Origin of the sequence: Falsiroseomonas sp. E2-1-a4 (assembly GCF_051433165.1) — a bacterium.
Taxonomy (GTDB): domain Bacteria; phylum Pseudomonadota; class Alphaproteobacteria; order Acetobacterales; family Acetobacteraceae; genus Falsiroseomonas.
Genome location: NZ_JBHMFS010000008.1, coordinates 200,188 through 215,055 on the forward strand (window position 1 = coordinate 200,188; position 14,868 = coordinate 215,055).

Below are 14,868 nucleotides of genomic sequence, written 5' to 3' on the forward strand. Positions count from 1 at the left end.
CGGCTTGTTCCTATTCCTTCGGGGTCTGTCGGCGCGCCTCGGCCTGAAGCAGACGGATCGCCTCCTCCAATGCCGCCAGCGTGCCCTCGGGCAGGGCGGCGCGAAAGGCGGCATCGCGTTCGCGGGCGGCCTGCATCAGGCCCTGCTGCAAAGTCGTGCCCTCGGCCGAAAGGCGCAGCGCCACCTCCCGCGCATCCTGCGCGCCGGTCGCCCGCTCCACCAGGCCGCGCGCCACCAGCGCCTTCACGGCGCGGGACGCCTGCGCCTTGTCCAGCCCGGATTCGCGCGCCAGGTCGCGCAGGGTCAGCGGCGCGAAGCCGCCGAGCAGCGCCAGGATGCGCCATTCCATCAGGCTCACGCCGAAATCTTGCCGATAGCGCCGCGCCGCGCCGCGGCTCAGCGCATTGGCCAGGCGGTGGATGCGGTAGGACAGCAAATCGCGAATGGTCGCGGGCGGATCGGACATCGCGCCGAGGATCATGAGGGCGATTGACCGCGTCAACCTTCAACACCCCCGAAATCTCGCCCCGAAATCGCCGCAGGTCGGCAGCAGGATGCGACCATGTCCACGCAGACCGCCACCCGCCTGCCCCCGCTGCCGCTCGGCGCCACCGCGCGCCCGGCGCTTTCCGTCGTCGTGCCCGCCTATAATGAGCAGGAGGTGCTGCCCATCTTCCACGCCAGGCTGGTCCCGGTGATGGAGGGAATCGGCCTGCCGTGGGAGGTGGTCTATGTGAATGACGGCTCCCGCGACGGCACGCTGGGCGTCATGCTCGGCCTGCGAGCGGCGGATTCGCGCGTGTCGGTGGTCAATCTCAGCCGGAATTTCGGCAAGGAAATCGCGCTGACCGCGGGGCTGGACCATGCGGGGGCGGACCAGGCGGTGGTGGTGATCGACGCCGACCTGCAGGACCCGCCGGAGGTCATTCCAGACCTCGTCGCCGCCTGGCAGCAGGGTTTCGACGTCGCCTATGCCCGCCGCCGCGCGCGCCTGGGCGAGACCTGGCTGAAGAAGGCCACCGCCGCGGGCTTCTACCGCGTGATGAAGCGCATCGGCGGCAAGGTGGACCTGCCCGCCGATACCGGCGATTTCCGGCTGATGAGCCGCCGCGCGCTGGATGCGCTGCTGGGCCTGCGCGAACAGCACCGCTTCATGAAGGGCCTGTTCGCCTGGGTCGGCTTCCCCTCCACCCCCGTGCTGTATGACCGGGACCCGCGGGCGGCCGGCGAGTCGAGCTGGAACTACTGGAAGCTGTGGAACCTGTCGCTGGAGGGGATCACCGCCTTCACCGTGGGGCCGCTGAAGATCGCCACCTATCTCGGCCTGCTGACGGCGATCGCGGCGCTGGTCTATGGCGTGCTGATCATCATCCGCACCATCCTCTACGGCAATCCGGTGGCCGGCTACCCGAGCCTGATGGCGGTGGTGCTGTTCCTCGGCGGCGTGCAGCTGACGACGCTGGGCATCATCGGCGAGTATCTCGGCCGCATCTTCAACGAAACGAAGCGCCGGCCGCTTTACGTCGTGGAGCGCCACATCCCGAGCGAGACGGATCAGCGGCAGCCGATGAGCTGACCTCCGGACGCCGGGCCCATCGGGCGGCAATCGGCGGCCGCTGGAACCAGCGGCAGCAGGCTGGGCTGCGCGGCGGGCAGGAACAGGCGCAGCTCGCCCGGCGCCAGCGGGGCCGAGGCCAGCGCCTCGTCGCGGCAGATGGGCGCCTCGCGCCAACGGGCGACATACATGGTGCTGCCGGGGACGGCGCGTTCGGCGGCCAGGGCCAGGATTTCGAGGGTCAGCGGCTGGCTGCCGGCGGCATCGGGCGGGGTCACGCAGTGCCAGCTCGGCAGCAGGGTCAGCGCCCGCGCGGTGGCGAATTCGGCGCGCAGTGCGGGCGCATCGATGTGCCACGCCGGGCGGGCCTGCGCCCATTCGGCGATGGCTGCGCGCAGTGGTGAGGCGTCGGCGAATTGCAGCAGCCCTGCCACCAGGCACAGCACCGGCCGCACCCGCGCCAGCAGCACCATCCCCGCCAGCAGCAGCGCATAGCCCACCGGCCAGAAGAAGCGGCCGGAGGCGCGGAACTGCTCCAGCACCGCAGGCGCCGGGCCGAGGTCGAGCACGATGCGCTGTCCGAACCCCACCTGGAAGGACGCCGCCAGCGCCGTCAGCCCGAGCAGCACCACCGCCAGCCCGGCATGGCGGCCCAGCTTGCGCCAGGCAAAGCGCGGCCGCAGCAGCAGCCCTATCAGCAGCGCCGCCAGCAGGCCGAAGCCGAGCCAGTTGTAACCCTCCCACCCGCCATGCCCCGTGGCATCGAGCTGCGGGGACCAGGGCCAGCCGGAAAACAGGGACCCCGCCGGCCAGAAGGGTGAGAGCAGGTTCAGCGCATAGCGCCCGTAGCCGCCATCGCCCTGCGCGCCGAGATAGCCGAAGCTCGCCATCACCCCGGCCACCGCGCCGAGGCAGACCGCCACCGCCAGCGCCGGGCCGATGAACGCCTCCCCGCGCAGCAACCGCGTCGCCGGCACCGCGCCGAGCAGCGCCAGCGTCATCGCCGCCAGATACGGGTGCACCAGCAGCGCCGCCACCTGCAGCACCCCCGCCGCCAGCCACAGCGAAACGCGCGGCCGTGTCACCAGCCGCAGATAGATCCCCAATCCCAGCAGCAGCAAAAAATGCCCGCACAGCGCCGCATGCCCGAAGCGCCCGATCCAGGCCGGCATGGACGCCGCGGCGAGCGCGATGCCGAGCGCCGGCAGCAAGCGCTTCTCGCCCGCGGACCGCAGCGCGAAGACAGCGGCAATCGGCTGCGCCACCCAGGCCAGCCCATAGAACAGCCCGACGCCGTGAAACCCCTCCGGCAGCCAGGCGCGCATCGCCTTCAGCGCCAGCGCCAGAAGCGGGATGGAATCGGCGAAGGCGGTGTTCATCCCGCCCGCCTGGGTGTTGAGGTTCAGCGCCAGGGTCGGCGGCCAGCGCCAGGCATCGGCCACCAGGTAGCGCTGCGCCACCATGTGCTGCGCCGCGTCGCCCGCCGGGCGCCAGCCCTGCCCCGCCACCGGAAACAGGACATCCAGCGGAAACACCCACAGCGCCAGCCCGAGGCCAAGGGCGAGCGCCGCCAGGTAGGATAGCATCGCGGTCTGGCGGTCGGTCAGCGTGGCGGCCCTTGGGATGGAGGCCGCGTCGTCTACAGCAACTTCGCCGCGGCGGAAATCGTCGCCCAGCCCTGCCCCGGCACCCCGTAGGCCAGCAGCCCCACCGCACCCCAGACGACCGCAGAAAGCGCCACCGCCCAGACCAGGCCGCGCGCGGGGCTGCGCCGGTGCAAGGCGGGCCGTGCCCAGCGCGCACCGGTACGGTTCGGCGGCTTCGGCGGGGCAGGCGTCTCGGGACGCGAAGGCGGAGCTTTGCGGCGCGCCGGGTTGTCCATGCCCAATTATGGCACAATCGGGGCGGAAACGGGCCGGGAAAAGCGGCGGTGGCGTGATTTTTTCGTGGTTCCGCAGGGCTTGGAGCTGCCGCCACAATCCCGCCGCAAGCGCGTCGCAAACCCGCCCGGCCCAGTGACTATTGCACTTCCCAAGGGAATGGACCTCGACCTGATCCGCCACTGGCCATGTGCCTGGGGGGATCGGCCAGGGGAACGGTCCCATCAAACCGCGCGGCCCCCCGCCGCATCATGAGGACCCTCCATGCCTGGCCTGGAAGTTGTCCATGCATTGGTTCGAGAGCCCGAAACCCGCGGCTCGATCTTCGCCTACGCCCCTTCGGCCATGGAGCTGCATGGGCCGACGCTGACGGCCGCGCCGACGGCCCAGGCCTTCGCCAAGCGCGCGCTGGATGTGCTCGGCGCCGCCACGCTGCTGCTGTTCTGCCTGCCGGTTTTCGTGGTCATCGCCGCCCTGGTGAAGCTGGATGGCGGCGCCGCCTTCTACGCGCATGAGCGCGTCGGCCGTGGCGGACGCCTGTTCGGCTGCCTGAAGTTCCGTTCCATGGTGGCCGACGCCGACCGTCGCCTGGCCGCGCTGCTGGACCGGGACCCGCAGGCCCGCGCGGAGTGGGAGGCGACGCGCAAGCTGAAGGCCGACCCGCGCGTGACCGCCATCGGCCGCTTCCTGCGCGCCACCTCGCTGGATGAGCTGCCGCAGATCATCAATGTGCTGAAGGGCGAGATGAGCCTGGTTGGCCCCCGCCCGGTGCAGGCGGCCGAACTCGCGGTCTATTACGGCCCGGCCTCCGCGCATTACATGGCCGTGCGTCCCGGCATCACCGGCCCCTGGCAGGTCAGCGGCCGCAACGACACCTCCTACGCCCAGCGCGTGGCGCTGGATGTGGCCTATGCCCGGCACCCCTCCGTGCTGAACGATCTGCGCATCCTGCTCCGCACGCCGATGGCGGTGCTGGCGCGGCGCGGCGCCTACTAGGAGCGCGCCGCTTCCCATCGGCGGCGGCACGGGGCATATCCCGACGCGACTCAACCAGGGATAGGCCTTGGCGGCCCATCAGGCAGGAATGGCGCAGGTCATGGCCAATTCGGCCGAACATCGCGCCTCCGGCGGGCGGCTTCTTTCGGGTACCTTGTGGAATGCCGCCGGGCGTGGGCTTCCGTTGCTTCTCGCGCTGGCGCTGACGCCGGTTCTCATCGGCCAGATGGGCGTGGATCGCTGGGGATTGTTCACCCTGGCCCTCGCCCTGGTCGGTGTGTTCGGCGTGTTCGACCTCGGCGTCGGTGCCGCACTGACCCGGGCGCTGTCCGCCCGCATCGGCGTCGGTGAGATCGAGGGCGCGGCGGAATTGGCCGGCGCCGCCATCAGCGCGCTGGCGCTACTTTCCGCCGTCATCGCCGCCCTGGCCTTCGCCTTCATCCCCGCCTTGGTGACCGGCGTGCTGAACACGCCACCGGAATTGCAGGCGGAGGCCATCACCGCCTTCCGCTGGCTGTGCGCTGCGGCGCCGCTGGTGGTGGTGAATGCCGCGCTCTGGGGCACGCTGGCGGCGCATCAGCGGTTCCGGGAGGCCAACCTTGCCGCCATTCCGGTCGCCATCTTCTATTATCTCGGCCCGGTCCTGGTGCTGATGGTCTGGCAGAGCCTGGTCGGCGTGATCCTGGCGCTGCTGGCCTGCCGGCTGGCCAATACCCTGTCCTATGCCTGGCTGGCGCGGCGGGACCTGCCCGGGCTGCGCCCCGCCTGGCCATCCTGGAAGCTTGTCGCGCCACTGCTGCGGATGGGCGGGTGGATGAGCGCATCCGGCGTGCTGACCCAGGCGCTGCTCTATGCCGACCGCTTCCTGGTGGGCGCGCTGCTGACGCTGGCGGCCGTCGCCTACTACGCCACGCCGCTCGATCTGGTGATGCGGATGTGGATCTTGCCGGTGGCGGTCGCGCAGGCGCTGCTGCCGGCCATGGCCAGCGCCTACCTCTCCCATACCGAGGCCACCGCCGGGCTGCTGCGCCGTGGCGCGCTGCTGGTGATGGCTGCGGTGCTGCCGGCCTGCCTGGTGCTGGTGGTCTGGGGGCCGGAAATCCTCGGTCTGTGGCTCGGCGCGGAATTCGAGGCCGGCGGCGGGCGGGTGCTGCAGATCCTGGCCGTCGGCGTGTTCTTCTCCTGCGCCGCCTTCGCCCCCGGCGCGCTGCTGGACGCGATCGGGCGGCCGGATGCCAATGCGAAGTGGCAGTTGCTGCAGGCGGTGATTTTCCTGCCGCTTTCCGCCCTGCTGCTGATGTCCTCCGGCATCGAGGGGGCTGCCGCCGCCTGGGCGCTACGCTGCGCCACCGATGTCTTTGGCCGGCTGTGGCTGGTGACCCGGCTCTACCCCCCGGCCGGCGAGGCCGCGCGTCAGCTTGCCCTGCCGCTATTCGCCGGCGGCCTGGGCCTCGCCATCCTGCTGCCCGGCCTGTTGCCGATCCCCCTCGCCTTGCTGGCGCTGGCCGCCTTCACCGCCGCCGGCACCCTGGCCCTGACCGCGGCGGAGCGCCGCGACGCGCGCGGCCTGCTTCGTCGCCCCTGGCGCATCCGCGCCGTGCTGCGCGGGGAAGCTGCATGAAGCTCGCCATCAACGCCAGATTCCTGACCCAGAAGATGAGCGGCGTGCAGCGCTTTGCGCGGGAGGTGGTGACGGCACTGGCTGCCACCGGCCACCCCATCCGCCTGCTTGCCCCGCCCGGCGCGCCGGACGAATTTGCCGGCCTGCCGGTGGAGCGCATCGGCCGCCGCACCGGCCAGCCCTGGGAACAATTCGACCTGCCCGGTGCGCTAGCGGGCCAGCATCTGCTGAACCTCGGCAACACCGCGCCGCTGCGGGTGGGCGGGGCGCAGACCCTGGTGATCCACGACGCCGGAGTCTTCGACACGCCCGAGAGCTATTCCTTCGCCTTCCGCGCCTGGTACCGCGCCCTGCACTGGACCCTGCCGCGTCGCGGCGCCCGCATCGTCACCGTCTCCGAGTTTTCGCGCGCCCGGCTCTCGCTGCATCTGGGGCTGCCCGCCGCGCGGATCGGCGTGATGGCGGAAGGCGGCGAACATGCGCTGCGCGATCCGGCAGACCCCGCGGTGCTGGCGAAGCACGGCCTGCAACCCGGCCGCTTCGTGCTGGCCGTCGGCACCCGCGCCGCGCACAAGAACCTGGATGCGCTGCGCGATGCGGTGGCGCTGCTGGCCGCCCGCGGCATGAAGCTGGCCGTGGCCGGCGCGGCCGATGCCAGCGTGTTCCGCAATGCCGGGGATGTCGATGCGGCTGTGGCGCTCGGCCGGGTCAGCGATGGTGAGCTGCGCGCGCTGTATGAAGCGGCGCTCTGCCTCATCTTCCCCTCCCGCTACGAAGGCTTCGGCCTGCCGCCGCTGGAGGCGATGTGGTGCGGCTGCCCGGTGCTGGCGGCCGCCGCCGGCGCGGTGCCGGAAGTGTGCGGTGACGCCGCCTTGTGGTTCGACGCGGAAGGCCCGAACACCCCCGCCGCGGCACTCACCCGGCTGCTGGACGACCCCTTCCTGGCCGAGCATCTGCGCCTCGCCGGCCGTACCCGTGCCGACACCTTTTCCTGGCCCGCCGCGGCGGACCGGCTGCTAGGCCTGTTGGAGCCTCGATGAAGACCGCCATCATCCATGAGTGGCTGGACAGCTACGCCGGGTCGGAGCGGGTGCTGGAGCAGTTGTTCGAGATCTTCCCCGACGCCGACCTGCATGTGGTGTGCGACTTCCTGCCCGAGGCGGAGCGCCGCTTTCTCGGCGGAAGGGTGCCGCGCACCTCCTTCATCCAGCGGCTGCCGCGGGCACGGCAATGGTTCCGCTACTACCTGGGTCTGATGCCGATCGCGGTGGAGCAATTCGACCTCTCGGGCTATGATCTGGTCGTGTCTTCCTCCCACGCCGTTGCCAAGGGGGTGCTGACCGGCCCGGGGACGCTGCATGTCAGCTACGTCCACAGCCCGATGCGCTACGCCTGGGATCTCCAGCACCAGTATCTGCGCCAGGCGCGGATGGAACGCGGCGTGAAGGGCGCGCTGACGCGCTGGCTTCTGTCGCGCATGCGGGCCTGGGATTTCGCCTCCGGCGCGCGACCGGATGTGATCGCCGCCAACAGCGCCTGGATCGCCGAGCGAATCCGCAAATCCTGGCGGCGGGAGAGTGTGGTGGTGCACCCGCCGGTGGACCTGGATGGCTTTCCCTTCCAAGCCAACAAGGGCGCGGATTACGTCGTCGCCTCCCGCCTCGTGCCCTACAAGCGCATCGACCTGATCGCGGAGGCCTTCCGCCGCATGCCGGACCGCCGCCTGGTCATCGCCGGCGATGGGTCGGAGATGGGCCGGGTGCGCGATGCGGCGGGTGATGCGCAGAACATCGCCATTCGCGGCCGTATCAGCCAGCCCGACCTCGTCGCCCTGCTCGCCTCCGCCCGCGCCTATGTCTTCGCGGCGGAGGAGGATTTCGGCATCGGCATGGTGGAGGCCCAGGCCTGCGGCACGCCGCTGATCGCCTATGGCCGCGGCGGCGCCACGGACATCGTCCAGCCCGACATTACGGGCGTGCTGTTCCCGCACCAGACCCCGGAGAGTCTCATCCAAGCCGTGACACGATTTGAGACCCTTGCGATCTCGCCCGACGCCTGCCGCGCCAACGCCCAGCGCTTCTCCCGCGCCGTCTTCCGGGACCGCATGCGGGCGGTGGTACGGGATGCGCTCGTCGCGCGCGGGATGGCCGCATGACGCTGCGGTTCAGCCTGGTCCTGGCAACACGGGGCCGCACCACGGAGCTGGTGGAGTTTCTCGACAGCGTCGCGCTGCAATCCCGCGACGATGTCGAGGTGATCGTGGTGGACCAGAACGAGGATGGCCGCCTGGCGCCGCTGCTCGCACCCTATGCGGGGCGGCTGCGGGTGACGCATCTGCGATCCTCCATCGCGCGCGCCAACCATGCCCGCAACCTCGGCCTGCGCCAGGCGCGTGGCGCGCTGGTCAGCTTTCCCGATGATGACTGCCTGTACCCGCCGGGGCTGCTGGCCCGCGTCGATGCCGCCTTCCAGGCCGACCCGGTTCTGGCGATCCTGACCGGGCCTGCGGAAAATCCGGCCGGCGGCCTCGGCTCCGGCCGCTGGCGGCAGGAAGCCGGGGCGATCACCGCCGCCAATGCCTGGACCAGCGTCATCGAATTCAACCTGTGGCTCCACCGCGACCTGGCGCTGCGCCTCGGCGGCTATGACGAAACGATGGGGCCGGGCACGACGCTTGGCTCGGCGGAGGGCAATGATCTGGTGCTGCGCGCCGTGACCGTCGGCTACAGGGCGATCTACGACCCTGCCTTGCGCGTCATCCACCCGGACAAGCGGCTGTCGGAAGTCGCGGTGGCGCGGGCCTGGCTGTATGGCAACGGCCTCGGCTTCGCGCTGCGGCGGCATTCCGTGCCGGCCAGCGTCTGGGCGCCCTTCGCGATCCGTCCCCTTGGCGGTGTGGCGTTGAGCCTGCTGCGGCTGCGGCCACGGGATGCGGCCTATTACGGCATGACCTTCCTCGGCCGGCTGCGCGGCTACATCCGCCGCGACGCAACGGCCGGGCGCATCCGCCCGGCCATCCAGGGCCGCCCCCTGGACCACGGCTGATGCGCCTCGCCATCGGCACCGCCACGCGCGGCCGCGCCGCCATTCTGGGCGAAGTGCTGGCCGAGCTCGGTCGGCAGACGCGCACGCCGGATCGGGTGCTGGTCTGCCACGTGACGCCGGAGGATGTGGCCGGCCTGCCGGCGCGCTTTCCGCAGGTGGAATTCCTGGCCAGCCCCGCCGGCCTGCCGCGCCAGCGCAACGCCATCCTGGATGCCTGCGCGGATTGCGATGCGGTGCTGTTCCTCGACGATGATTTCCTGCCGGCACCGGACTACCTGGCGGTGACGGAGCGCGTCCTGGCGGCGCATCCGGATTGCGTGGTGACCACCGGCACCGTGATCGCGGACGGCGCCAAGGGGCCGGGGCTTTCGGTGGCGGAAGGCCGCGCGGTGCTGGCCGCCGATGCGGCGCCCGCGGATGCGCTGGCCGTCGCGCCGCATTTCAACGGCTATGGCTGCAACATGGCCTTTCGCCTCGCCCCGCTGCGCGCCCACGCCATAAGGGTGGATGAGGCCCTGCCGCTGTATGGCTGGTACGAGGATATCGACGTGACCCGCGCCCTCGGCCGGCATGGAAGCATCCTGCGGCTGGCGGGTGCGCGCGGCGTGCATCTCGGCAGCAAATCGGGGCGCGTTTCCGGGCTGCGGCTTGGCTACAGCCAGGTGGCGAACCCGGTCTATCTCGCCCGCAAGGGCACCTTTCCCTGGAGCCACGCCATCCCCTCCGCCGCGCGCCACACCGCGATGAACGCGCTGCGGTCGCTGGCGCCGGAGCCGCATGTGGACCGCTTCGGGCGCTTTCGCGGCAATCTGCTGGCGCTGGCCGATCTGCTGCGCGGCCGGGCGCATCCCGCGCGGATACTGGAGCTGTGATGCAGGACGCCTTCTTCGTCCTGTCCAAGCTGGTCTGGGCGGTGCTGCGGCCGAATACGCTGGCCCTGGCGCTAGCCGTGCTGGGCCTGCTGCTGGTCTGGCGCGGACGCCGCTTCGGGCGCTGGCCGCTGGCGCTGGGGCTCGGCTGGTATGTCGCCGTCTTCGCCCTGCCGGTCGCGGCGCTGCTGACCCTGCCTCTGGAAAACCGCTTCCCCCGCCCGGCGACGCCGCCGGCACAGGTCACCGGCATCATCGTGCTCGGCGGCGCAGTGGAACAGCGGATGACGGCGGCGCGCGGCATCCCGGCACTGAACGGCGCGGCGGAGCGGATGACGGAAGGCGTGGCGTTGGCCCTGCGCCACCCGGAAGCCCGCCTGGTCTTCACCGGCGGCACCGCCGCGGTGGACCAGTCCGGCCCCACCGAGGCCGAGACCGCCCGCCTGCTGTTCACCGATCTCGGCCTGCCGGCGCACCGCGTGGTGCTGGAGAATGAAAGCCGCAACACGCATGAGAACGCGGTCTTCACCCACCGCCTGCTGAACCCTCAGCCGGGCGAGACCTGGCTGCTGGTGACCTCGGCCAGCCACATGCCGCGCAGCATGGGCGTGTTCCGTGCGGCGGGCTGGAGCGTGACGGCCTGGCCGGTGAACTACACCACCGGCGACGACCCGGCCCTGTGGTGGGACAACCCCTTCCCCACCAAGCTGAACCACGCGGAATGGGCGCTGCGGGAATGGGTGGGGCTGACGGTCTATTGGCTGACAGGGCGGACGGGAGCCTGGTTTCCGGCGCCGTAGGCAGCCTGCCTCACCCGGTAGATCTCCACCGGCCCGCGCCCTTCCGCCACCGCCGCCGCCAGTTCATACCCCGCCGCCACCGTCGCCATCACCTGCTCGGCCGCCGCCGGGCGCATGGTCTGCATCCAGCCGCGGTCCACCACAATCACGCGCGGGCGCGCGGCCAGCACACGGTCCAGCTCCGCCGTGGTGCTGGTATCCGACAGATCCTCGAAGAAGCCGGTCAGATGTGGCGGGAAGGGAAAGCGGGTGGCGATGCGAACGCCGGCCATGACGTAGACGCTGGTGTGGTAGTTGGCGATGAAGGCATCGCCGCCTGGCCCGGCCGCCGCGGCCACCGCCGCCGCCACTTCCCGCACCGGGTCGCGATGCATCAGGCCGGGCCCGCGCTCCAGCCTTTCGCGCATCTCCGGCACCCAGCCTTGCAGCGCCAGCACCAGCACCATGCCGGCGAGCAGCGGCCGCGTCAGCCCCGGCCGTGCGACCAGCAGGGCCAGGTGCCAGGCGCCAACCGCGGCGAGCAGGGACAGCGCGGGCAGCCATAGAAGAAAGTAATGCGCGAAGAAGAAGCCCGGCCCGGCGATGGCCAGGCTGGCGGTGCCGAACCAGGCCAGCGCCACCACTATCAGCAGCGCCGCCGGGCCACCCGCTGCGCCCTTGGGCCGCCACATCGCCAGCGCCACCAGCGCGGCCACGAACAGCAGGGTCAGTTGCACCGCCGCCGCGCCGATCCGCCGCGCCGCCTCGGCCGCGTCGATCCGCTCCATGGAATAGCGAAAGGGCGCCAGGATCGAGCCATCGAGGTAATCCGCCAGCCAGCCCTGCGCCCAATACACCAGCAGGAAAACCAGGAACGGCGTGGCGCACAGCCCGGCATAGGCCGCCGCCATGCCCAGCGCCCGCCGCCAGGGCAGCACGCGGCGCCACAGCGCCGGCCCCAGCAGCACCGCGAAGGCGAGGCAGCCCGTCGGCACCGCCACCTGCTTCACCACCAGCGCCCAGCCCACCAGCAGCCCCATCGCCACCAGCGCGCCCCAGCCCGGCGCCCGCGGCACCGGCCCCAGGGCGCGGGCGGCGCCATGGGTGGCAATCGCCATGGCAGCGGTGATGAAGGGCGCGATCAGCAATTCGGTGTTGGTGCACAACCCGCTCAGCAGCAGGGTATGCGCGGCATAAATGATGCCCGCCGCCACACCGATGCTGCGCGACGCGCCCGCCGCCCGCACGAGGCCGAACAGCGCGAAGCCGGTAGCGATCACGCAGATCAGCCCGAGCAGTCGCACCGCCTCCACCGAGACGCCGAAGGCGAGGAAGGCAAGGGCGAACATCGCCGGCGCGCCGATCGGGTGCATGTCCCAGGCGGCGACCAACGGCCAGCCGCCGGCCAGCCATTCGCGGGCCTGCACCATGTACAGCCCCTCATCCGTATCGACCACGGCGGGGACGAAGCTGGTCAGCCGCAGCAGCACCGCCGCGACGAGGATCAGCAGCAGGCTCGCCGCATCCGCCCAGGCGGGCGGTGCAATGCGGGTGGGGGTGGTCAGGGTCTGGCCGTCCGGCATGGCTTCTCACGCGGGCGTGAGGGACCCGCCCGCCACCCATCCCAAAGGTGGCGCGCGGATGCAACCCGCTTTCGGCGCCAGACTGCCCCCGCCCCGTGGCTTTCGCCGGGCGAGACCGGGGCGGCCCGCCTAATTCTCCGGACGGAAGCCGCTTTCCTGCACGATGGTCGCGTATTCGTCGCGCTCCCGCCGGATCAGGTCGGCGAAGGCCTGTGGGCTGGCGGAAACGGTGGGCAGGTATTCCAGCCGGTCCAGCGCCGCCACCATGTCCGGCATCCGCGCCACCTGGGTGATGGCGGCGTGCAGTCCGTTGACGATGGCGGCCGGTGTATTGGCCGGCAGCGCCACGCCGAACCACTCATCCTTGGTGAATTGCGGATGGCCGAGTTCGGCGAAGGTCGGCAGATCCGGGTAGCGCGGGTTGCGCCGGGGGGAGGAGATGGCGAGCATCCGCGCCCCGCTGCCATGCTGGGGCGAGATGTCGCCCAGCACGCCGATGAACAGCGGCAGCCGCCCGCCGATCAGATCCTGCATGGCCGGCGCGGCGCCGCGATACGGCACATGGGTCATCCGCACATCCAGCGCCTTGCCCAGCATCACGCCGAGGAAATGCGGCGCGGAGCCGGCGGCGGGCGAGGCGAAGGGCACCTCCCCCTGCTGCGCCTTCAACCAGGTGACCAGCTCCGGGAAGGTCTTCGCGGGATGCGAGTTGGGCACCGCGGCGGCGAAGGGGAAGGAGCAGACGGTGGAGACGGGCGCCAGATCCGTCAGCGCGTCGTAGCGCACCTCGCGGGGGAAGACATGCGGCTGCAAGGTCAGCATGGAGGCCGGTGTCTGGAGGTAGATGCTGCCATCCGGCTCCCCGGCCTTCACCGCCTCCACCGCGATGCGGCCCGCGGCGCCGACGCGGCCCTCGACGATGATGCTCGGAGCGTAGATGCCGCGCAGCTTGTCGGCATAGAGCCGCGCCACGACGTCGGAGGACCCGCCGGCCGGAAAGCCGACGATGGCGCGGACCGGGCGGTTGATGGTCTGGCCGAGCGCGGGGGCGGCGAGGCCGGTCAGGGTGGCGGCACCCAGGCCCAATACGCCTCGGCGGGGAAGGGTCAGGCTCATCTTGGTTTCTCCTCCTGCGGCGTCGTTGCGCCTTGTGTGGACTACAATGCCCGCGGGACCGGCGGGCACCAACGGGTTTCAGCCGAAGGCCGCAATCACATCCAGCGGGATCGGCACGCCGCGGATGCGAGCCGGGTCGTCCGGGTGGCGGCCGGCCCAGACGCGAGTCTCGAAGCCTTCCACCGCCAGGGCGCCATCCTCCCGCAGCAGGCGATGGGTGACGTCGAAGGAGGATCGGCGGAAGACGGTGACCTGGGTTTCCACCACCACCTCATCACCGAAGGTGCAGGGGGTGGAGAATTTGGCGCGCGTATCCACCATCGGGATGCCGATGACACCATGCGCGGCGGCCCAGGCGATCTGCTTCGCGCCGAGGGCGCGCTGGAACAGGGCGGCGGTGCAGGCGTCGAAATGGGCAAAGTAGCGCGGGTAGAAGACGATGCCGGCGGCATCGCAATCGCCCCATTCAATGGTCAGGGCGCGGCGGTTCACCAGACTGGGCATCAGGCGGCCTCGATCAGCAGCGCGATGCCCTGCCCGCCACCGATGCAGGCCGAGGCGATGCCGTAGCGCCCGCCCCGCGCGCGCAGGCCACGCGCGCAGGTGACGGCAAGGCGAATGCCGGTGGCGGCCAGCGGATGCCCGAGCGCGATGGCGCCGCCATGCACGTTCAGCCGCGCTTCATCGAGGCCGAGTTCGCGCGCGCAGGCCATGACCTGGGCGCCAAAAGCCTCATTGATTTCCACCAGGTCGATCTGGTCGAGCCTCAGCCCGGTGCGCTCCAGCAGCGCGCGGATCGCGGGCACGGGACCGATGCCCATGATTTCGGGCGGGCAGCCCACCGCCGTCGCGGCCACCAATCGCGCCAGCGGCTTGCCCGCCCGCGCATGGGCACCGTCGCAGACCAACGCGGCGGCGGCGCCATCGACCACGGCGGAGGAATTGCCGCCGGTCTGCACCCCGCCAAAGGCAGGACGGATTTTTGCGAGTGCCTCCACCGGAGAGGGGCGCGGATGCGTATCCGCATGCAGTTCCGCCACCTTGCGCGGCAGGGTGATGCCGCGGTCGCGCAGGCCCTCGCGCGTGAAACTCGTGCTGGTTACGGTCAGCACTTCGTCGTCGAAAAAGCCCGCCTCCCGCGCCGCCAACGCGCGCGCAAAGGACCGCGCGGCGTAGGCATCCACTTCGGCCCGCGAGATGCCGTGGCGCTTGGCCAGTTCTTCCGCCGTGCCGCCCATGGACCGGCCGCAGGCCGGGTCGTCCAGCGCCTCCCACAGGAAATCCTTGAACTGCACAGGCGCGCCGAGGTCGAAGCCGGTGCGGTGGGTGAAGGCGGCGATCGGGTTGCGGCTCATGCTCTCCGCACCGACGCACAGCGAGATGCCGGCACCCTGGCGCTCCACCGCATTGGCGCCCTGCACCAG

The 14,868-nt window shown here is 71.2% G+C and carries 15 protein-coding genes; 8 read left to right on the forward strand and 7 right to left on the reverse strand.

Annotated features, from left to right (window positions below):
• Window positions 1–10: 10 nt before the first annotated feature.
• Complete coding sequence (locus ACFHNC_RS11325) at window positions 11–466, reverse strand: MarR family winged helix-turn-helix transcriptional regulator (protein WP_437169324.1); 456 nt, start codon at window positions 464–466, stop codon at window positions 11–13.
• A 129-nt stretch (window positions 467–595) separates the two neighbouring features.
• Between ACFHNC_RS11325 and ACFHNC_RS11330 the strand changes: the two genes are divergently transcribed.
• Window positions 596–1,576, forward strand: coding sequence for a glycosyltransferase family 2 protein (locus ACFHNC_RS11330; protein WP_437169340.1), 981 nt, complete (start codon window positions 596–598; stop codon window positions 1,574–1,576).
• Here the strand turns inward: ACFHNC_RS11330 and ACFHNC_RS11335 are convergent.
• Entirely contained in the window at window positions 1,555–3,141 is a 1,587-nt protein-coding gene (locus ACFHNC_RS11335) for a DUF6311 domain-containing protein (protein WP_437169325.1), read from the reverse strand. The genes ACFHNC_RS11330 and ACFHNC_RS11335 overlap by 22 nt on opposite strands.
• Window positions 3,142–3,194: 53 nt before the next feature.
• Window positions 3,195–3,335, reverse strand: coding sequence for a hypothetical protein (locus ACFHNC_RS11340; protein ID WP_437169326.1), 141 nt, complete (start codon window positions 3,333–3,335; stop codon window positions 3,195–3,197).
• Between the two features lie 364 nt (window positions 3,336–3,699).
• Here ACFHNC_RS11340 and ACFHNC_RS11345 point away from each other — a divergent pair, with 364 nt between their 5' ends.
• The 7 genes from ACFHNC_RS11345 (at window position 3,700) to ACFHNC_RS11375 (ending at window position 10,766) form a co-directional block, all read left to right on the forward strand.
• A complete protein-coding gene (locus tag ACFHNC_RS11345; RefSeq protein ID WP_437169327.1) occupies window positions 3,700–4,431 on the forward strand; it encodes a sugar transferase in 732 nt (243 codons plus the stop codon).
• Between the two features lie 100 nt (window positions 4,432–4,531).
• Entirely contained in the window at window positions 4,532–6,052 is a 1,521-nt protein-coding gene (locus ACFHNC_RS11350; RefSeq protein ID WP_437169328.1) for a flippase, read from the forward strand.
• Complete coding sequence (locus ACFHNC_RS11355) at window positions 6,049–7,092, forward strand: glycosyltransferase family 4 protein (protein ID WP_437169329.1); 1,044 nt, start codon at window positions 6,049–6,051, stop codon at window positions 7,090–7,092. The genes ACFHNC_RS11350 and ACFHNC_RS11355 overlap by 4 nt, the downstream gene beginning before the upstream one ends.
• Complete coding sequence (locus tag ACFHNC_RS11360; protein ID WP_437169330.1) at window positions 7,089–8,207, forward strand: glycosyltransferase; 1,119 nt, start codon at window positions 7,089–7,091, stop codon at window positions 8,205–8,207. Before ACFHNC_RS11355 ends, ACFHNC_RS11360 begins: the two co-directional genes overlap by 4 nt.
• Entirely contained in the window at window positions 8,204–9,097 is an 894-nt protein-coding gene (locus tag ACFHNC_RS11365; protein ID WP_437169331.1) for a glycosyltransferase family 2 protein, read from the forward strand. The genes ACFHNC_RS11360 and ACFHNC_RS11365 overlap by 4 nt, the downstream gene beginning before the upstream one ends.
• Entirely contained in the window at window positions 9,097–9,969 is an 873-nt protein-coding gene (locus tag ACFHNC_RS11370) for a glycosyltransferase family 2 protein (protein ID WP_437169332.1), read from the forward strand. The genes ACFHNC_RS11365 and ACFHNC_RS11370 overlap by 1 nt, the downstream gene beginning before the upstream one ends.
• Window positions 9,969–10,766: a YdcF family protein gene (locus ACFHNC_RS11375; RefSeq protein WP_437169333.1), complete on the forward strand. Its 798-nt coding sequence runs from the start codon at window positions 9,969–9,971 to the stop codon at window positions 10,764–10,766. Before ACFHNC_RS11370 ends, ACFHNC_RS11375 begins: the two co-directional genes overlap by 1 nt.
• Here ACFHNC_RS11375 and ACFHNC_RS11380 read toward each other — a convergent pair.
• The 4 genes from ACFHNC_RS11380 to ACFHNC_RS11395 all read right to left on the reverse strand — a co-directional run.
• The gene (locus tag ACFHNC_RS11380) at window positions 10,721–12,328 is read right to left on the reverse strand and encodes an ArnT family glycosyltransferase (protein WP_437169334.1); all 1,608 of its coding nucleotides are present in this window, start codon (window positions 12,326–12,328) and stop codon (window positions 10,721–10,723) included. The two genes, ACFHNC_RS11375 and ACFHNC_RS11380, sit on opposite strands and share 46 nt — an antisense overlap.
• A gap of 129 nt (window positions 12,329–12,457) precedes the next feature.
• Window positions 12,458–13,444: a Bug family tripartite tricarboxylate transporter substrate binding protein gene (locus tag ACFHNC_RS11385; RefSeq protein ID WP_437169335.1), complete on the reverse strand. Its 987-nt coding sequence runs from the start codon at window positions 13,442–13,444 to the stop codon at window positions 12,458–12,460.
• A gap of 78 nt (window positions 13,445–13,522) precedes the next feature.
• Window positions 13,523–13,948: an acyl-CoA thioesterase gene (locus ACFHNC_RS11390; protein WP_437169336.1), complete on the reverse strand. Its 426-nt coding sequence runs from the start codon at window positions 13,946–13,948 to the stop codon at window positions 13,523–13,525.
• Window positions 13,948–14,868: thiolase family protein (locus tag ACFHNC_RS11395; protein WP_437169337.1), on the reverse strand; the 921-nt coding region annotated here is incomplete at its 5' end. The genes ACFHNC_RS11390 and ACFHNC_RS11395, both read right to left, overlap by 1 nt.